This window comes from Bacillus sp. LQ01, assembly GCF_057624735.1.
The window spans coordinates 1,487,072-1,503,812 of the sequence record NZ_JBYEZL010000002.1 but is presented as its reverse complement, the minus strand read 5'-3'; the positions used below and the strand labels follow the sequence as shown (position 1 = coordinate 1,503,812).

20 protein-coding genes, 1 riboswitch and 1 other annotated feature are annotated in these 16,741 nt (G+C 34.4%); of the genes, 7 read left to right on the top strand and 13 right to left on the bottom strand.

What is annotated here, in order from left to right:
- Nucleotides 1-152: 152 nt before the first annotated feature.
- From AC22L0_RS20130 to AC22L0_RS20115, 4 genes are all read right to left on the bottom strand, one after another.
- Entirely contained in the window at nucleotides 153-911 is a 759-nt protein-coding gene (locus AC22L0_RS20130; RefSeq protein ID WP_487272423.1) for an SDR family oxidoreductase, read from the bottom strand.
- Nucleotides 912-968: 57 nt separating this feature from the next.
- Nucleotides 969-2,627, bottom strand: coding sequence for a putative ABC transporter permease subunit (locus AC22L0_RS20125; protein WP_087948631.1), 1,659 nt, complete (start codon nucleotides 2,625-2,627; stop codon nucleotides 969-971).
- Complete coding sequence (locus AC22L0_RS20120) at nucleotides 2,620-3,345, bottom strand: ABC transporter ATP-binding protein (protein ID WP_000570204.1); 726 nt, start codon at nucleotides 3,343-3,345, stop codon at nucleotides 2,620-2,622. Before AC22L0_RS20120 ends, AC22L0_RS20125 begins: the two co-directional genes overlap by 8 nt.
- An 88-nt stretch (nucleotides 3,346-3,433) precedes the next feature.
- Nucleotides 3,434-3,628 (bottom strand): hypothetical protein, encoded by a 195-nt coding sequence (locus tag AC22L0_RS20115; RefSeq protein WP_000958863.1) that lies wholly within the window; start codon nucleotides 3,626-3,628, stop codon nucleotides 3,434-3,436.
- Nucleotides 3,629-3,807: 179 nt separating this feature from the next.
- Here AC22L0_RS20115 and AC22L0_RS20110 point away from each other — a divergent pair, with 179 nt between their 5' ends.
- A complete protein-coding gene (locus tag AC22L0_RS20110; protein ID WP_087964983.1) occupies nucleotides 3,808-4,167 on the top strand; it encodes a DUF3796 domain-containing protein in 360 nt (119 codons plus the stop codon).
- The gene (locus tag AC22L0_RS20105) at nucleotides 4,155-4,355 is read left to right on the top strand and encodes a helix-turn-helix transcriptional regulator (protein ID WP_000896323.1); all 201 of its coding nucleotides are present in this window, start codon (nucleotides 4,155-4,157) and stop codon (nucleotides 4,353-4,355) included. The genes AC22L0_RS20110 and AC22L0_RS20105 overlap by 13 nt, the downstream gene beginning before the upstream one ends.
- A 79-nt stretch (nucleotides 4,356-4,434) precedes the next feature.
- Here the strand turns inward: AC22L0_RS20105 and AC22L0_RS20100 are convergent, their stop codons facing one another.
- From AC22L0_RS20100 to AC22L0_RS20075, 6 genes are all read right to left on the bottom strand, one after another.
- On the bottom strand, nucleotides 4,435-5,400 hold the full coding sequence (locus tag AC22L0_RS20100; protein WP_000955120.1) for a tubby C-terminal domain-like protein: 966 nt from the start codon (nucleotides 5,398-5,400) through the stop codon (nucleotides 4,435-4,437).
- A gap of 246 nt (nucleotides 5,401-5,646) precedes the next feature.
- Nucleotides 5,647-6,357 (bottom strand): YjjG family noncanonical pyrimidine nucleotidase, encoded by a 711-nt coding sequence (locus AC22L0_RS20095; protein WP_000875414.1) that lies wholly within the window; start codon nucleotides 6,355-6,357, stop codon nucleotides 5,647-5,649.
- A 44-nt stretch (nucleotides 6,358-6,401) separates the two neighbouring features.
- Entirely contained in the window at nucleotides 6,402-7,316 is a 915-nt protein-coding gene (locus tag AC22L0_RS20090) for a phosphotransferase family protein (protein ID WP_000582026.1), read from the bottom strand.
- A 121-nt stretch (nucleotides 7,317-7,437) separates the two neighbouring features.
- The gene (locus AC22L0_RS20085) at nucleotides 7,438-8,457 is read right to left on the bottom strand and encodes a tyrosine-protein phosphatase (RefSeq protein ID WP_000531495.1); all 1,020 of its coding nucleotides are present in this window, start codon (nucleotides 8,455-8,457) and stop codon (nucleotides 7,438-7,440) included.
- 89 nt (nucleotides 8,458-8,546) lie between these two features.
- Complete coding sequence (locus AC22L0_RS20080; protein WP_002103392.1) at nucleotides 8,547-9,386, bottom strand: hypothetical protein; 840 nt, start codon at nucleotides 9,384-9,386, stop codon at nucleotides 8,547-8,549.
- A 51-nt stretch (nucleotides 9,387-9,437) separates the two neighbouring features.
- A complete protein-coding gene (locus AC22L0_RS20075; RefSeq protein WP_087964985.1) occupies nucleotides 9,438-10,160 on the bottom strand; it encodes a GNAT family N-acetyltransferase in 723 nt (240 codons plus the stop codon).
- 123 nt (nucleotides 10,161-10,283) lie between these two features.
- On the opposite strand from AC22L0_RS20075, the gene AC22L0_RS20070 reads away from it, so the two are divergent.
- Nucleotides 10,284-11,123: a DUF2785 domain-containing protein gene (locus AC22L0_RS20070; RefSeq protein WP_000355453.1), complete on the top strand. Its 840-nt coding sequence runs from the start codon at nucleotides 10,284-10,286 to the stop codon at nucleotides 11,121-11,123.
- A 17-nt stretch (nucleotides 11,124-11,140) separates the two neighbouring features.
- The gene (locus AC22L0_RS20065) at nucleotides 11,141-11,587 is read left to right on the top strand and encodes an NUDIX hydrolase (protein ID WP_000540453.1); all 447 of its coding nucleotides are present in this window, start codon (nucleotides 11,141-11,143) and stop codon (nucleotides 11,585-11,587) included.
- Nucleotides 11,588-11,595: 8 nt separating this feature from the next.
- On the opposite strand, the gene AC22L0_RS20060 is transcribed toward AC22L0_RS20065, so the two are convergent.
- Complete coding sequence (locus AC22L0_RS20060; RefSeq protein WP_001290886.1) at nucleotides 11,596-12,594, bottom strand: tryptophan--tRNA ligase; 999 nt, start codon at nucleotides 12,592-12,594, stop codon at nucleotides 11,596-11,598.
- Nucleotides 12,595-12,638: 44 nt separating this feature from the next.
- Nucleotides 12,639-12,847 (bottom strand) — a binding site (T-box leader).
- A 138-nt stretch (nucleotides 12,848-12,985) separates the two neighbouring features.
- Here AC22L0_RS20060 and AC22L0_RS20055 point away from each other — a divergent pair.
- Nucleotides 12,986-14,143, top strand: coding sequence for a 1-deoxy-D-xylulose-5-phosphate reductoisomerase (locus AC22L0_RS20055; RefSeq protein WP_000241774.1), 1,158 nt, complete (start codon nucleotides 12,986-12,988; stop codon nucleotides 14,141-14,143).
- A gap of 29 nt (nucleotides 14,144-14,172) precedes the next feature.
- Here AC22L0_RS20055 and AC22L0_RS20050 read toward each other — a convergent pair whose 3' ends face one another.
- The gene (locus AC22L0_RS20050; RefSeq protein ID WP_000411480.1) at nucleotides 14,173-15,294 is read right to left on the bottom strand and encodes an AI-2E family transporter; all 1,122 of its coding nucleotides are present in this window, start codon (nucleotides 15,292-15,294) and stop codon (nucleotides 14,173-14,175) included.
- A 63-nt stretch (nucleotides 15,295-15,357) separates the two neighbouring features.
- Complete coding sequence (locus AC22L0_RS20045) at nucleotides 15,358-15,606, bottom strand: GlsB/YeaQ/YmgE family stress response membrane protein (RefSeq protein ID WP_000539730.1); 249 nt, start codon at nucleotides 15,604-15,606, stop codon at nucleotides 15,358-15,360.
- Nucleotides 15,607-15,815: 209 nt separating this feature from the next.
- Here AC22L0_RS20045 and AC22L0_RS20040 point away from each other — a divergent pair, with 209 nt between their 5' ends.
- Nucleotides 15,816-16,277, top strand: coding sequence for a GNAT family N-acetyltransferase (locus AC22L0_RS20040; protein ID WP_000601225.1), 462 nt, complete (start codon nucleotides 15,816-15,818; stop codon nucleotides 16,275-16,277).
- A 38-nt stretch (nucleotides 16,278-16,315) separates the two neighbouring features.
- A riboswitch (cyclic di-AMP (ydaO/yuaA leader) is annotated at nucleotides 16,316-16,458 on the top strand.
- 96 nt (nucleotides 16,459-16,554) lie between these two features.
- Nucleotides 16,555-16,698: a hypothetical protein gene (locus AC22L0_RS20035; protein ID WP_000945243.1), complete on the top strand. Its 144-nt coding sequence runs from the start codon at nucleotides 16,555-16,557 to the stop codon at nucleotides 16,696-16,698.
- Nucleotides 16,699-16,741: the final 43 nt, after the last annotated feature.

Here is a 16,741-nt window from a genome sequence, read left to right as displayed (position 1 = left end):
GAAAAAGAGTATATTGTCACATTAAGAATCACTATCTTCATATGACGATATACTCTTCTATCAAATTTTTATCTTTCTTGACATTTTATTTATACAAAAAAATAAAATTTTCTTTCGTTTTTTGTTTCTCAGCATTTGTTAACATAATATTTTTATGAATAACCACCATTCGAGTGAATGACTTGCCCAGTAACCCATTTCGCTTCTTCACTTACTAAAAAAGAAATTAAGCGCGCAGCATCCATCGTTTCTCCAACTCTACCTTGCGGGAATTTCCATACTAAATAATGTTTTAATTCCTCTGTAATCCACCCTGTATTTGTTGGTCCTGGATCAACAGCATTAACAGTAATCCCCTTCTCTATCGCTACTGGTGCCACTGACTTTGTAAATGCTTCAATTGCCCCTTTCGTTGCTGCATATGCTAATTCATCTGGCATTGGACCTACTGACTGTCCTGAAGTAAGATTAATAATACTCCCGCTCGTTTTAAGTGAATAATGTTTTATAAACAATGAACTTAATAACATAGTAGCCCGCACATTAACTGTATAATGTTTATCCAACTGCTCTACATCTAATTCCTCAATCCTCGTATGAGTAGAATATACTGCATTATTAACTAGAATAGATGGATCACCTAACCGTTCTGATACCATATAAAACAAACGATTTGGCGAATAAGACTGCGATAAATTGATTTCTGCCATTTCACATCGAACATCGTAACTTTCAATTTCCTTTTTCAGCAAAAAGGGTTCTTGATCACTCATTCCCCATGGCATCGCTTTATCATACTTTGGCCAGTACGTGAAAAAAATGTCTATCCCCTTTTGAGCAAGCACCTTGCATACAGCTGCACCAATTCCATTCAGACGAGTTGCCCCTGTTACAATTGCTATTTTCTTCACCTTTTTCTCCTCCATCTATACACAGATCCCCTGCATGAATACAGAGGATCTATCTTCTTATTGAATATTTGACAGTATACGTTCAGCACCTAATTTTAACATTTTAATAAAGATATAATTTACAATCGTAAACATTACAAATAAAACGATAAACATAACCCATAGTCCGACATGAAGGAAGAAGTATAATACACTTACTCCCGCCACAATAATTAAAGCTATTAAAATATTAGCTAAAAAATTCCACAAAGTTGTATATCGACTTTTAAATAATTTCTGCTCTGTATCCCAATGAATATCTGCAGTTTGTGCGTCCCAACGTGTTCCGATTAAATTAATTAATAACAACCCGTTCGCACTTAGTAAAAACCACAGTATCATAAAGACTGGAGAAATCCCAGCTACAACTGCCATCGTAATACCGAATACTGCTAAAATGATCACATTAATTAACCAAGCAGTGATTGCTTTCGCAAAAAAGATATCCGAAGCCTTTACTGGTAAATAACGATTCACAAACCAAGAGCTTCCATCTCGCGAAAATGACGTTGTTGCAATGACGTTACTACCCATTAAAAATAACGATGCACAAAGGCCCACGCCAATTGCAAGGCCTGCTGATTTTGGGTTATCAATATACCCTGTAATCCACTTTAAATTCCCGTCTTGCACGAATAAAACAAAGAATAACATAATCGGCATAACGAAAGTTTGTACAATACAATTTAAGAAAAATTGTGGTGTACGGAATAACGTTTTAAATTCCTTTTTCACATACGCTTTTAAATGTGAACTTTGTACCGTTGATTTCTGTAATCCTTCGGCTGAAATGACTTCTTTTTTTGCTGTACTCGTTGAAAGTCCAATAACCCCTTTTAAATATGTACGCTCTGCAATGTAATAAAACAACACAAAAAATACAAATGAAATAAGTGCAAAGATTAATACATATAAAGGACCCTTCCAATTTGCATTTTCTACTAATGCCACTGCTCCGAAATATGTAGTTGGAAAATAGTTTGTCATTTGTACTAAAAGAGAAGATTGGTTGTTCGCAAGGTAATCCGCAATTGCATCTTCAGAAAACGAACTTTTATTTTTCCACTGTAAAAATACATTAATTCCTACAATAAATAGTATACTTACAATTCCAATAAATATATTTCCTCGGTCTTTATTTTTTGCTATATTTGTATACCTCATAATAACTGTCATCAGTAACGAAGCTAGTACTAACGGCACAATCGGGAAGAGTAAGTAAATAAAAATCATGTATATGTAATATGTAATAAATGCGCCACTTTTTAAACCGTACGTAATAAAGATCGGTAATAAAATAAATGAACTCATTACGTATTGTGTAATTAATACCGTTAAAAATTTGGCTGAAATAATTTGCGCTGGTTTTAATGGTAATGGTAATAACATTTCAATGTCATTGCTGTAGTAAAATACAGTTAAAATGTTCGTAATACTCATTAAAAATACCCATATACTCGCAATCGCAAGTCCCATTGCGATAATCATTCCTGGATCTTGCCCTAAATGTATCATTCCCTCATACATTGCATGCGTGATAGAACCAAACAGTAAAAAGCCGACAAATAAAATAGCTGCAAATGAAAATACATACGCCCATCGCTTCTTCTTATCTGTTATAAAATCTGCATAATTTAATTTCAATAATACTTTCGTTAACGTCCCAATTTTACTCATTGCCCGTCATCTCCAAGAACATTTTTTCAAGTGATTCATTGGATTTAAAATGATCTCTCATTTCATCTAAATTTCCTTTAAATTGTAAATTCCCCTTATTAATAATAGCAACCCGGTCACATATTTTTTCCGCTACTTCTAATACGTGTGTAGAGAAAAATACAATCTTTCCTTTATCCGCATGCTCTCTCATCATTTCTTTTAAAATATATGCAGATTTCGGATCAAGCCCAGTTAATGGTTCATCTAAAATCCATACATCTGGCTCATGTACGAGCACACCAATAATAACGATTTTTTGTCTCATACCGTGCGAATAACTTTGAATTTGATCAGATAAAGCATTATAAAGATCAAACTTCTTCGCTAAAGACTCTATTCGTTCTTGTCGTACTTCTTTTGGCACTTCATACATATCAGCCATAAAGTTTAAATATTCAATTCCTTTTAATCGTAAAAACATATCTGGACTATCTGGTACATAACCAAACGTCTTCTTCGCTTCCATCGGCTCTTCCATAATATTTTTTCCGTTAATCGTAATAGTCCCTTTGTCTACCCCGTGAATACCAGTAATCATCTTAATTGTCGTTGATTTACCCGCACCATTCGGTCCTAAAAATCCAAAGATTTCGCCGCTAGGTACAGATAAACTTAAGTCTTTTACTGCATAGGTAGACCCATTATAACTTTTTGACACATTCGTAATTTCAATCATTCCATCCAATCCTTTCCTTAATTACCAAATAACTATATTGATATTATAGCATAGTTCTATTTTAATATTTTTACATTTTTCAGTTTATTTAACCTTTAAAATAAATATACACCCCTAATCCAACAACTAAAACGACAGCTAGTATAATATAAATCATTGTTAAGCGTTTAATATTCCCCTTTGTCGCTTTGCTATAATTTGCATCACCATTCCGCCCAATTAACACCGTCGCAATGACAGTAATCACTACAAGTAATACAACGATCATGATCCAAGTTAGCATTTCTTCCTCCCCCTCCTTACAACCATTTTACAATATTATCCTCTTTATTTCGCAGCATATTTCCTCTTTTTACTATTATTATGAAGCAAACTGGAAAACTATTATTACCATTCCTATCCAATTGCGATATATTTATAACATAACGTGACTTATTTCTAACAACATAAGGAGGACCTATCATGAAAACAACTTGGATAAAATATTTAGGATTTCTCGGTTTCTTCGGTTTCCTCGGATTTTTTTATGAAAAAGGATTGTTTACTATGTTCTGTTTCTTCTCCTTTTTCACATCGTATAGAACAGTTCAACACGATGAACTGTTTGAACAAATTGTCAATAAATCGTGTCGCAATGCATTTATCGTTACGTTACTAACTACCACAATCATTATGTTTATTGAAATGTTATTTCCAAACCCTACGCTACAAGAGATTGATATCGCTCTTATTTTCGGCACACTCATTCTTACATTCCGCTTTTCTATGTTCTTTTTCGATAAACCAATTGATGAAATGGAAGATGCACCATGGCGTTCGTAACGAGAATAAAAGAATACCGTGCCAAATTGAACATGACACAAGAAGATTTAGCGAAGAGCGTTGGTGTGCGACGTGAAACAATTAGTCATCTCGAAAAAGGTAAATACAATCCTTCCTTACAACTTGCTCACGATATAGCGAAGGCATTACATAGTACGATTGATGAGATTTTTATTTTTGAGGATTGATTAAAGACGTCCAGTCACAAGAATCACATAAAAAAATACCGTCATTCTTTCCAAGAAGAATGACGGTATTTCTCATTGATTATCCATATAAAACCGCATGAAATACGCCTAATAGCAAGTATTGATCCTGCATGTAATCTTCATCATATACATTCATCTCAATGTAATACATATCTTCCTCAAGACGAATATTCCAATCTGCAATTACATAGCCCTTTCGTAATAACTTTCCCATTCCAAATGAAGTTTTATGAACAACATATTCTTCTGCCTTATATGTAAAGGTAAATAAGAAATTTGCATCCAATAACTTTCCGTCACATACAAGTATTTCATGCTCTGCATCATGATTATCTTTGTACGTTACTAAAATCCTTCTTTGGCGCTGCCTACTTACATCCTTTGCAATGACGCGAATATTGTCCTTACTATCCTTTATTTCATAAATAATATTACTACCAATTTTTGGAATGAAATCCAGCACTCTCATCAGCGTATTTTTATAATAGCCCCTTACTACGCCTACTTGCTCACTTCCATTATAAACCTCTATCGGTGTCGTATCTGCTTTGCTATCACACGGTCGTTTGTAAGAGAGCTGCATCATTCGCTCTCCTCTTAAGTACTGATCAAACGTCACAGGATATTCTATCATGCGCAGTTCTTTATTTAGCTCATACAAATAGCGTTGAACACTCTCTATTAATGTTGTAGTAGCTATACGCTCTTGAAGTTCAAATTCTTGCCAGCTGGAAAAAACATTCCATTGATTATGATCCTCTTCATAGAAGAAACCAAGAATTACCTCTTCACGGTCAGCCGTTTCATATTTCATAGGCACGTTCTGCCCATGTTGAACTTGTTCCATCCACTGACCTAAATAAATGCCCAGCTCTGCAACCTTCATACATGATTTTTGAAAAAATACGCTGTCACTCGCGCAAATCGTTACATCTCCTTCGATAAAGCCCTTTGAATAAGCATCATACCGTGGCTCATCCTTCTGCGGGATACTCTTATCTAACTCAAATAAAAACGTTAACATCCTTTATTCACCTCTAGTTGTTACACTAATCATACATGACATCGCATCACTCTGAGAGACTATTTATATACGCATATTTAATTCACGCATTATAACACGTGAATGATCTTGTATAGTAGCGCTATTTTTTGTTCTATATCTTAGTATATGAATTTATATGAGCGATTTTTCAAATATATCTATCACAACTTACAATATATCAACGATTTTTCAAATATATCGATTTTTCGACAAATATCAGCACAATTAAAATGAAGCTACCTTTTCTTCAGCCACTTCTACAATTTCTAAAATTTGTAGCAGACTCTCCACTTCATAAGTCGGATTAACACTCGTCTTATTCTCTTTCAAACTTGGATTATACCAACACGTATCAATGCCGAAGTCTTCTCCGCCTTTCATATCAGAAGTTAGCGAATCTCCGACCATTAGTACACTTGATTTATCCGTAATTCCAAATTTCTCAAATGCATAATCAAAAATCTCACGCGCTGGTTTTTGATGACCAACTTCTTCAGAAATAATAATGTGATCAAAGAAATTACATAAAGGCGAATTTCCGATTCTTGATTGTTGCACCTTCGTATATCCATTCGTAATAATACCTAACTTGCAATCTTGAAGATTTTCACATAATTGCACTGCGCCTTCTATAAGATGTACTTCCTTCCCTAAATTTTCAAGGTATACATCACTAAATTGCTGCGCATCTACGGCTATATTATGAAGTGCAAATAATTGTCTAAATCGCTCTACGGCTAATTCACTTAGCGTAATCATTTTATTTTCTAAATCTCTCCATAATCCATTACTAATCTCTTTATAACTTGCAAGATGATCATTATACCCTGTAGGCATGCCAAACTGTACAAACGCATTATGTAATGCGTGTCTTTCCGTTTCAGGGAAATCTAATAATGTATCGTCTACGTCGAATAATATAAATTTGTATTTCATGATGTTCTCCTCAATTCCTATTTTAAAAGCTTCGTTCTCATTGCTTATAAGTTTTTATATATGTCGTGATGAAGCGCTTTAACCCGCTCTTTATAGAATACACCTTTATCTTTTATTTTCAAATGTGCTATAAATAAATTTGCTAGCATGACTGCTGTATCTAGTCTATAAAATAAACTAACAATATGAGGAGTAACATTAAAGATACTATCATTCTTATATCCATCTTTAAATTCATCCCAACTAACCTCATTTGTTTCAGCTATTCTCATAAGCTCCAGCAATGGATGACCAATTAAAGCATTATCCCAATCAACTATTGCTTTAACTTCTCCATTATACCCGATTAAATTGGCTGGTCGAATGTCCATATGTAATAAACATTTTACATGATCTGCTGTACTAAGAATATATTCAATTGTTTTTGTATCCGGAAGATTAATTTTGCAGTTCGTGATTGTATTAAACCCTTCTATCCGTTTCACAATTCGTTCTGCTATATACTTACTAATAGGCTCTCTAATATTTTGTTTGTAATACAAACCATCAATTGGCATACTATGAAGATTGCTCACTAACTCCCCTATTTTGCATGCGGAAATTGGCATATGATCAGCATACACACAATCCGAAATTAAAAAATCAAGTTCGGTTGAAAGATGCAATCCGTGTATCCTTGGTACTGGAATACCTTTTGAATGACAATACTTAGACAGCTCCGCTTCCTTTTGCAACGAAATCCGACTGTTAAATAAGTCTTCATTTATATTTTCCACTTCTCTTTCCCACGGTACTCGAAATGCCAAAGACCCCTTTTCTGAATCTCCTTGAAAAACAATATTTTGCACTCCCGTTCCAATCACCTTTAAATCTTGAATAGCTAGTTCCTTATACTCTTGACTTAGTATTGTTGCCAGCTTCTCTCTTAACCCCTCTGCTTTTACACGTGTATGAATCATTTTATCCCCCGATTCTTAAGTTCTTTTCATCCATTTTCTCCTCTGTGCACAACATCCTCATTAACAAAATTATAGCAACAATAGTAAAAGGAGGCTAATCCGCTCAGCCTCCTTCTCATTATTAATCTTCTAGCAATAACTCTTTCATTTCCTCTAACGACTCTTTCGTAAAGCCAAGAGCTTTTTCAGCGTATGTTTCAACTGATCCGTATTGCTTTTGAATTTCACCAATCGCAGCTTGCAAGTATTCAGCACGTGCTTCAAACATTGCACCTAATATCGCTCTGCTCTCATCGTTTTGTAATTTCGCACCTAAAAAGGCCATCATTTTTTCATTTAGCTTTTCACGGAATCCGTTACTTAGTAAGTAGTCTTCCATTACTGTTTTTTCTGGTACACCTAGTAAAAGTAGTAATAATGCTGAACCAAATCCAGTACGATCTTTTCCAGCTGTACAGTGGTTTACTAACGGTAAGTTTTCCGGGTTTTGCGCTAAGTTTAAGAAGCTCACGAATGCCTCGTTACCACTTACGAAATCTTGATTCATTTTCACAAGATACTCACCTGGTTTTCCTAACATAGAAAGGTCACCAACTTGGAAAAACTCATTTATATTTAAGTCTTTCGCTAAGTCTTGCATAACTGGTAAGCACACTTGACGAGCACCCGTAATTTCTGGATTCGGCTTATGCTTCACTTCAAAGTCTGTACGGTAATCGCAAATTAACTTTAAACCAGACTTTTGTAAATAGGCAATATCCCATTCAGTTAGCCCTGCTAATTCTTCAGAGCGGTATAATTTGCCCCATTTTACTTTACAGCCTTCAGTCGTTTCATATCCTCCCATATCACGGAAGTTAAACGCACCTTGTAATGGCAATCTACGCTCGGCTACTGTTACTGCTTGTCCATTACTTCCTACTAATCTAAAATATGGACGTTCATTTTCACTGGGGTTTTCAATTGTATATGATAATTCCCCATTTACTGTTGCAAGTAATTCTCCATTTTCTTCAATATGATCTGGTGAAGTACTCCAATAAATACGAACTTCTTCTATATTATTTTCCCACTTTATTTGTAACGTATTATCTTTATTTCTTTCTACAGTTGCTTGTAACCAATTTCTTTGCTGTCCCATTCTTTCACCAACGCTTTCTCATATAATCGAATCTCACTCTATTGTATTATACAAATATCTACTTTGTCGTTCTCATTTTTCTTTTTATCTTACAAACAGGCGAAAAGTTCTTTTACTTGTTCAAAATTTGTACATGGATTACCGCGAAATACGTATGCGATTTGTTCATTACCTAAATCTTCGTATACAACTGTTCCGCGATTAGGGTGCGGATAAAACTCTAACCCGTTTATAATTTGTTTTGGGCCATAGTTCATTGTCCATGAAGAAATAGGATAATACGCTTTGTTTTTATGTCTACAAACCCAAAGTGCATATAGTTTATTAACTTCGTCCCAGTATACATACTGCGTTTCGTCATTTCCAAAACCGACCGATTCAAGTTTCCAATTTAGTTTTTCATGAATTAACAAATTTACATAGGATACGTCATCTGGAGCATTCCACTCTCTACATCTTCCTATCTCACCCATTTCACTTCTCTTCGCTTGAAAGCTTAATAAGTGAAATGATGTATGTAATATCGTTTTCCCAAGCTCCATATTTACTGGTTGTAATTCAAATAGAAATCGTTCCATTTCGTCTTGGTTTACATATCCATGATCAACAGAAATTTCAACTTGTGTTTTCCATATAGATGTAACGTAACTTTCTTTTCCTTTATAATTTATACCTTTCCAATACACAAGCCCTTTATATTGAAAAGAATCTCCTTTTGCTTGAGAAATACAGCTATCCGGAAATACTGGTTCCATTATATCGAGAAAAAATTCCTTTACTCGAAACATCCCAGTTGGAGTAACAACCTGAAACCAAAAAGTTCCCCACTTTTCACCTTCATAACGTTCTGAAACTTTTTCAACATTCCAGCCTTCTAACAATACATTTGGATACAATAACACGAATGAATGCATGGATTGCTTTAACATATATAGTCCCCTCCCGCTATACGAGTTCGAGAGTATACATCATTCATCCTCCTAAAACCTTCTCACATATCTCTCAGTTGAACTAAGCAGCTGACATCCATTCTTTTCAAAAACATCCTTCATCCATTCATTTTGTATATTTGTCTCACCAATATAATAAGATGCACCTATTTCCTTTAAGACAAACATCGCACCTGCAAATAATGCCGCTTCATATCCCTTATTACGCATATTTGGAATAACTGCGAAGTACATAAGTTTCCCTTCTTCTAACGTACCTCTTTCAATATGCGGGATTACAATTCCTATCGGCTCTTCATCAACACTCGCTGTTAAGCAATGTTCTTTCCATTGCTCACCAATTTCTTGTAGCATCATATGCACAAATTGATCATGAGCGACTGGTTCTCCCGTCGCTTCATTCCACAGTGAATAAAAAGCCTCTTCTCCAACTTCTTCAATAAGCTTAAAATCAATTTCACTTTCTGCATCTTCTACTTCATATATATCTTTAAATACAATCATGTTTTCCGTAACATATTCAAATGAATACGTTTCAAAACATTTTTTATACACATCATAATTTGGACTTTTTGAAGAGATTTCAAAATGTAGTTTTTCTAATCCATCTTTTTTAGCTTCAGCAACGCAATATTGCATCATTTCCTCTAATTGCTCTTCTGTAAAAATCTCTGCATTATTTTCTTTTATCATAATAGAAGAAGCACTTCTTCTTATTTTAAAATGTTTTTCTAACTGTTCTATCGTCGTCATATTCTTCCCTCATCTATATCATACTCGAATTTCTAATCGTTCTCCTTGCATGAGCAGGATTGTCCTTGAATATATAGAATACTAGAAAAGATCGCATCTTTAAAGTGCGGAGGAGGTTCTCCAGTGGATATTACAGCATTGCAACAACAGTTAGAGCTTATACAACAAAATGACTATACGCAACTACAGCATATAGACGTAAATGAGTTAACTTTGAACATGCTTCAGTATATCGGAACGACTGATAGCTACGTTCGTTACCAACTTATATATAAATGTTTTGCGCATTTCATTCATCATGAATTCCTTATGGACGATCAGCTGAAATTACTTCTGCAAACTTGTTTAAGTGATGAGTATTTATATTGTGACATTTACTCCCCACATACAGATGGGGTTTTCACACGTTCTTACACTGTTTCGTTAATTGCGTTAATACTCCAATTCGCTAATTCGCACTACTTTTGTACAGAGGAGGATATCGAAGAAATAAAAAATAAACTCATTACATACACAAACTTAGAAACGGATTTTCGGGGCTATATCGAAAATAAAGGATGGGCTCATTGTCTTGCTCACGTATCTGATGCCTTTACTGAAATTGTTCATAATACGTATACAACTTTTGAATGGTACGAAGAATTAATTCATTGTTTATTAAATAAAATCTTTATTCCATCTGACCTTTTTCATAATAACGAAGATGAACGCATTGTTACTCCATTACTAGCAATGCTGTATCATGATTTTCCTCAAAACGAGTTAATTTCTATTATTCATAAAAAAATAAAAAGGCTTCCTCAAATTAGAAAACGCCTTTCGCTTAATGAGTATTGTATTTTATGTGCCAATATTAAAACCTTTTTACGCACATTATTTTTCAGAACGAAAGACGACCATAACTTAGCCTTTACAGCACGTAAAACAGAAAGAATGTTAAAAGAAATTCCTAGCTATTATTAAATACAAGGAGCAATGACATGGGTTATATTGAAGATATGAGAAATCTAGTAGGAAATCATCCACTTATTCTAATAGGATCACACGCCATTATATTAAATGAAAAAGATGAAATATTGCTGCAGCTCCGTACAGATTTTAACCGTTGGAGCATTATTGGTGGTGCCCTAGAATATAACGAAACGTTAGAAGATGCTTTAAAACGAGAAGTGTTTGAAGAAACTGGACTTATTATTAAAAATCCAGAACTATTCCGTACATACTCAGGGCCAGATTTCTTTCAAATCTATCCAAACGGCGATCAAGTACACGGTGTACTCGTTGTTTATATTTGCCGAGAATTTCATGGTGAACTTGTATGCGATCAAAGTGAATCAAAAGAACTACGCTTCTTTTCACTTGATGAATTACCTAATAATCTTCCCTCTGTTATTGAGAGGATTATTACAGATTATCAAAAAAAATAAGGGAACGCTTAACGTTCCCTCTCAAATCCAATCCGTTTTTTAATTTCCGCTAAATTTACCTTTGCAATAGCGCGTGCCTTCTCAGCACCGTTTTCTAACGCCTCATATAATAAATTCGGCTCATTCATATACATTGCGTACTTTTCACGAGGTCCAGCTAACTCACGATCTACAACGCGAAACAACTCTTTTTTCACATCGCCCCATCCGATTCCAGTCTCATATTTTTCACGTAATGACTGTACTTCGTCTTCTGTCGCAAATTCTTTATAAATTGTAAATAAGGTTTCTAGTTCTTTCGGTTCATTTGGAAGTGAAGAATCTGTTTTGATTTTAAATATTAATTTTCGTAGTTTTTCTTGCTCTGCAAATAATGGGATTACATTTCCGTAACTTTTACTCATTTTCCTTCCATCAAGACCAGGTAAAATAGCTCCTTCTTCTTGTATGACATACTCCGGAAGTGTAAATGTCGTGCCAAATGTATGATTAAAATACGTCGCAATATCACGTGCGATTTCAATATGCTGAATTTGGTCTTTTCCAACTGGTACATGGGTAGCTTGAAATAATAATATGTCAGCTGCCATTAAAATCGGGTACGTATATAACCCCATGTTCACTTCCGCATCGACCTCTAACCCTGCTTCTTTATTTTGCTCCACCTTCGCTTTATACGCATGAGCACGGTTCATAAGACCTTTCGGCGTTAGGCAAGCTAAAATCCAAGCTAATTCTAGAATCTCCGGCACTTCTGTTTGTCGATAAAAAATAACATCTTCTCCAAGTCCAAGTGATAACCAAGTAGCTGCTACCTCTTTCGTATAACTGCTGAACTTTTCTGAATCATGCACAGCATTTAATGCATGATAATCAGCTATAAAGTACAATGCTTTTCCTTCATTATTCTTTGACATTTGTAATGCAGGTTTAATCGCGCCAATATAATTTCCTAAATGCGGATAACCTGTCGGCTTAATTCCTGTTAACATTATTTTTTCACTCACACTAACTCCTCCTTTCTCAAAATAAAAAGAGCCCCTCATCCTTAAAAAAGGACGAGAGACTCCCGCGGTACCACCTTAATTAGCTATCATTAGCTCACTTCATACTTCAATAACGTGAAGTAACCGTCTTTAACCTACTCATTTCAGTTAGAAGCTCCAGAGTCCATTCCATATTCATCCCTTACTGATTCTCACCACATATCAGCTCTCTGAAAAGTTTCGAATATGTACTCTTCTCTTTCATTGCTTTTTCGTTATTTTTTACAGTTTATCACATTTCACTTCCAAACAAACCCGAATTTTCTATTTTATATAGCAGGAATTTTCACTTCAATTGTCTAATGTTATATAGGTTTGCAGAAATATTCGAAACAACTTTGGAGGTTTTTTCATGGTAAAATATATATCCATTTTAGGCTCCACAGGATCCATCGGCACATCTGCATTAGATGTCGTTTCAGCTCATCCTGAACATTTCAAAATCGTCGGTTTAAGCGCAAATTATAATATCGATCTTCTTGAGCAACAAATCAAAACGTTTCAACCTCGTATTGTAAGCGTTGCAACAAAAGACTTAGCAGACACGCTTCGTACGCGTATTTCAGCGAATACAAAAATCACATACGGAACTGATGGCTTAATTGCGGTAGCTACTCACCCTGATTCAAATCTTGTATTAAGTTCTGTTGTCGGAGTTTCCGGACTACTTCCAACGATTGAAGCATTAAAGGCGAAGAAAGATATTGCCATCGCTAATAAAGAAACGTTAGTTGCAGCTGGACATATCGTAACTGAACTAGCGAAACAAAACGGATGTCGCTTAATTCCAGTAGATAGCGAACATTCAGCTATTTTCCAATGTTTAAACGGAGAAAATAATAAAGAAATTGAGAAATTAATCGTTACAGCTTCTGGCGGTGCATTCCGTGATAAAACACGTGATGAAATGCAAACATTACAAGCAAAAGATGCTTTAAAGCACCCAAACTGGTTAATGGGCGCAAAACTAACGATTGATTCTGCCACATTAATGAATAAAGGGTTCGAAGTAATGGAAGCGAGATGGCTATTTGATATTCCATATGAAAAAATTGATGTAATGATTCATAAAGAAAGTATCATTCATTCTTTAGTAGAATTTATTGATGGATCAGTTATGGCACAGCTCGGTGCTCCTGATATGAGAATGCCGATTCAATATGCGTTTCACTATCCTACTCGGCTACCTTCTTCCTATGAAAAACTAAATTTATTAGAAATCGGTAGTTTACATTTTGAAAAACCAAATTTAGAGAAGTTCCCTTGTCTACAATACGCATATGAATGTGGCAAAATCGGTGGTACTACTCCCGCTGTATTAAATGCAGCAAATGAAATTGCGAATGCACTATTCTTAAAAAATGAAATTGCCTTTTTCGATATTGAAAAAACAATTTACAAAACAGTTGAAGCTCATCATAACGTAAAAGATCCTTCACTAGATGCTATATTAGAGGCGGATCAATGGGCACGCCAATATGCAAATGAATTGTTAATAAAAAAGCGCTAAAACAGTTCCCACTGTTTTAGCGCTTTTTTTCACGTATTCAACTTAACAAATCTATACCCGTGCGTCACTAACACTTTTAATATCGCATACCCTGGAATCGCTAAAATAATACCCATAATCCCGAATAAGTTTCCGGCAGTTAAAATGATAAAAATGATAGTAATCGGATGAATATCTAACTTTTTACCCATAACTTGCGGAGAAATAAATTTACCTTCTGCTAATTGTACAACCATCATAACGATAATTACTTTTAACACCATTGCTGGCGAGTCGATAAATGCGATAATTAACGCTGGTGTAATGGCGATAATTGGTCCTACGTACGGAACGATATTTACAATCATCGCTAAAATAGCAAGCAGTACAGCATATTTAATACCGATAATAAGGTAACCAATTAATAACATAATACCGATAAATAAGCTCACGATAATTTGACCTCTAATATACGAGCTAATCGCATAATGCATATCATCTAGTATTCTCATTGCTGCTGGTTGTCTTTGCTCTGAAATAAACTTTAAGAAGTGATTCGGCAATTGTTCGCCATCTTTTAAAAGATAGAACAATATAAATGGAACCATTACAAATGTTAAAACAACCTCTGTAATAGTACTCAAAAATCCAGTTACATTCCCAGTTACTGATGATAATGACTTTGTAAAATCAACTGTATAGTCTTTTACCATATTCGCAACATTAATATTTAAATTCTCCTGAATTTTACCGAGTAAATTACTTTCCCCGAATCTACGTGCTGCTTGTTCAATCTCATGGCCAAAATACGGTAAGTTATCAATTAATGCATCAATTTGATCTTTAATAATAGGGATAACCGTTACAACTAAAAATACAAATAATCCTAGTACGATTAAATATATAGAAGCTATCGATACGATTCTTGAAACACCTTTCTTTTCTAAAAGCGAAACGAATGGATGTAAAATATAGAATAGTACGCCTGCTAATAGTACTGGGAAGAAAATTGTTTTTAAAAATACGATAAACGGTGTAAAAACAAATGATATTTTTGTTAGCAATAAAATATTAATGAACAATAACGCAAATCCAAGTAATACCGCCAAATAATTTTGTTCTCTAAAAAACTTTCTTAACTTATCTCTTTTTCTTATATTTATTTTCTCCAATGAAACCACCTCTTCGAATGATGAAAAGCCCTTATTCAGGGCTCTTCATCATAATCTATATATCTATTTCTTTGCAGCTTTCACTACAAATGATACAATAAAAATTAACACGATTGCACCTAATAATGCTGGCACGACATGAATCCCACCAAATGATGGCCCAAAGGATCCAAATAATCTACCACCTAACGAAGCACCTAATAAACCTGCGATAATATTTCCGAACATACCACCCGGGAAATTTTTACCCGTTATAGAACTAGCAATTGCACCTATAATAGCACCAACTATTAATGTGATAATCCATCCCATTTTTAGCCCTCCATTTCTATTATAGTTTGTATGATTTAATACAAACATATGTATTTATCATTGCTAATCATATTTCACTATAGAAATATATTTACTACTATTTTACATATGGAGATACATATATTATATGCAAAAAAGAAAAATATTGTCAAACTCACCCATAAAGCAATTATATTCATATACCATATTTAAAGGAGGCTTCATTATCTATGATTCTTAAGTTAAATTCCAGTTCTTTTGAAGTAGCAACATCCATTTTACAGGTTCAAATTCCAGCTTATAAAGTTGAAGCAGACTACTTAAATAGCACTGCCATACCTCGTTTATATGATACTGTAAACGATATTCAAAGTTGTGTTGAAACATTCTATGGATATTTTTCTGAAAATAAACTTGTCGGTTTTATTTCTTTTGTACAAGAAGAAAAACTAATCGATATCCACAGGTTAGTTGTATCCCCCGATTTTTTTCAAAAAGGAATCGCAACGAAACTCCTAATTTATATATTTAACATGTTTCCCTCTTCAATGACATACATTGTACAAACAGGTAAAGCGAATACCCCTGCTATTACTTTATATAAAAAACACGGATTCATTACAGTATCAGATACAATACTTCCTGACGGTATGATTCTTACGCAATTAAAAAAGACAGAATACACAAAATAATTTGACTTGTTCGCTCCTTTATGTTATTTTTTACTTTATAAAACCTTTTGCTGAGTCCAAATTTTGGAGCGGGGGAACCATTTTTGTAGCTATGCTACTTGGGGCGAATCTTTTTTAAGTAGGGAAACTCTCACTTCCCGAGTCCGACAGCTAACCTCGTAAGCGTAATGGGAGAGGAAGGTGCTTTTTGCCTATGTTACACATTTTGCCTCCTTAATTATAAATATGGGATCGATATCAAATAGTCACCTATATTTATAGAAAAGGAGAATGTATTATGTTACGTTTATCTGATCACGCAATTAAAATGATGGAGCAAAGACTTCGAATTGAAAAACAACGCACATATCAAGCAAATAAGGTTGTAGATAACTTACATCACAAATACTTCTTTCAGCATATTTTTCAACCGAAAAGATAAAGAAAATGTTTATTTAATATTAAAAAACACAAGGTGTGTCTTA

Excerpts from the sequence above, each read along its gene's own strand:
- AC22L0_RS20125 (WP_087948631.1), bottom strand. The coding sequence starts at position 2,627 with ATGAGTAAAATTGGGACGTTAACGAAAGTATTATTGAAATTAAATTAT.
- AC22L0_RS20065 (WP_000540453.1), top strand. The coding sequence starts at position 11,141 with ATGGGTTATATTGAAGATATGAGAAATCTAGTAGGAAATCATCCACTT.
- AC22L0_RS20045 (WP_000539730.1), bottom strand. The coding sequence starts at position 15,606 with ATGGGATGGATTATCACATTAATAGTTGGTGCTATTATAGGTGCAATT.
- AC22L0_RS20075 (WP_087964985.1), bottom strand. The coding sequence starts at position 10,160 with ATGACGACGATAGAACAGTTAGAAAAACATTTTAAAATAAGAAGAAGT.
- AC22L0_RS20090 (WP_000582026.1), bottom strand. The coding sequence starts at position 7,316 with ATGATTCATACACGTGTAAAAGCAGAGGGGTTAAGAGAGAAGCTGGCA.
- AC22L0_RS20095 (WP_000875414.1), bottom strand. The coding sequence starts at position 6,357 with ATGAAATACAAATTTATATTATTCGACGTAGACGATACATTATTAGAT.
- AC22L0_RS20085 (WP_000531495.1), bottom strand. The coding sequence starts at position 8,457 with ATGGGACAGCAAAGAAATTGGTTACAAGCAACTGTAGAAAGAAATAAA.
- AC22L0_RS20080 (WP_002103392.1), bottom strand. The coding sequence starts at position 9,386 with ATGTTAAAGCAATCCATGCATTCATTCGTGTTATTGTATCCAAATGTA.
- AC22L0_RS20035 (WP_000945243.1), top strand. The coding sequence starts at position 16,555 with ATGTTACGTTTATCTGATCACGCAATTAAAATGATGGAGCAAAGACTT.
- AC22L0_RS20055 (WP_000241774.1), top strand. The coding sequence starts at position 12,986 with ATGGTAAAATATATATCCATTTTAGGCTCCACAGGATCCATCGGCACA.
- AC22L0_RS20115 (WP_000958863.1), bottom strand. The coding sequence starts at position 3,628 with ATGCTAACTTGGATCATGATCGTTGTATTACTTGTAGTGATTACTGTC.
- AC22L0_RS20120 (WP_000570204.1), bottom strand. The coding sequence starts at position 3,345 with ATGATTGAAATTACGAATGTGTCAAAAAGTTATAATGGGTCTACCTAT.
- AC22L0_RS20105 (WP_000896323.1), top strand. The coding sequence starts at position 4,155 with ATGGCGTTCGTAACGAGAATAAAAGAATACCGTGCCAAATTGAACATG.
- AC22L0_RS20040 (WP_000601225.1), top strand. The coding sequence starts at position 15,816 with ATGATTCTTAAGTTAAATTCCAGTTCTTTTGAAGTAGCAACATCCATT.
- AC22L0_RS20100 (WP_000955120.1), bottom strand. The coding sequence starts at position 5,400 with ATGTTAACGTTTTTATTTGAGTTAGATAAGAGTATCCCGCAGAAGGAT.
- AC22L0_RS20110 (WP_087964983.1), top strand. The coding sequence starts at position 3,808 with ATGAAAACAACTTGGATAAAATATTTAGGATTTCTCGGTTTCTTCGGT.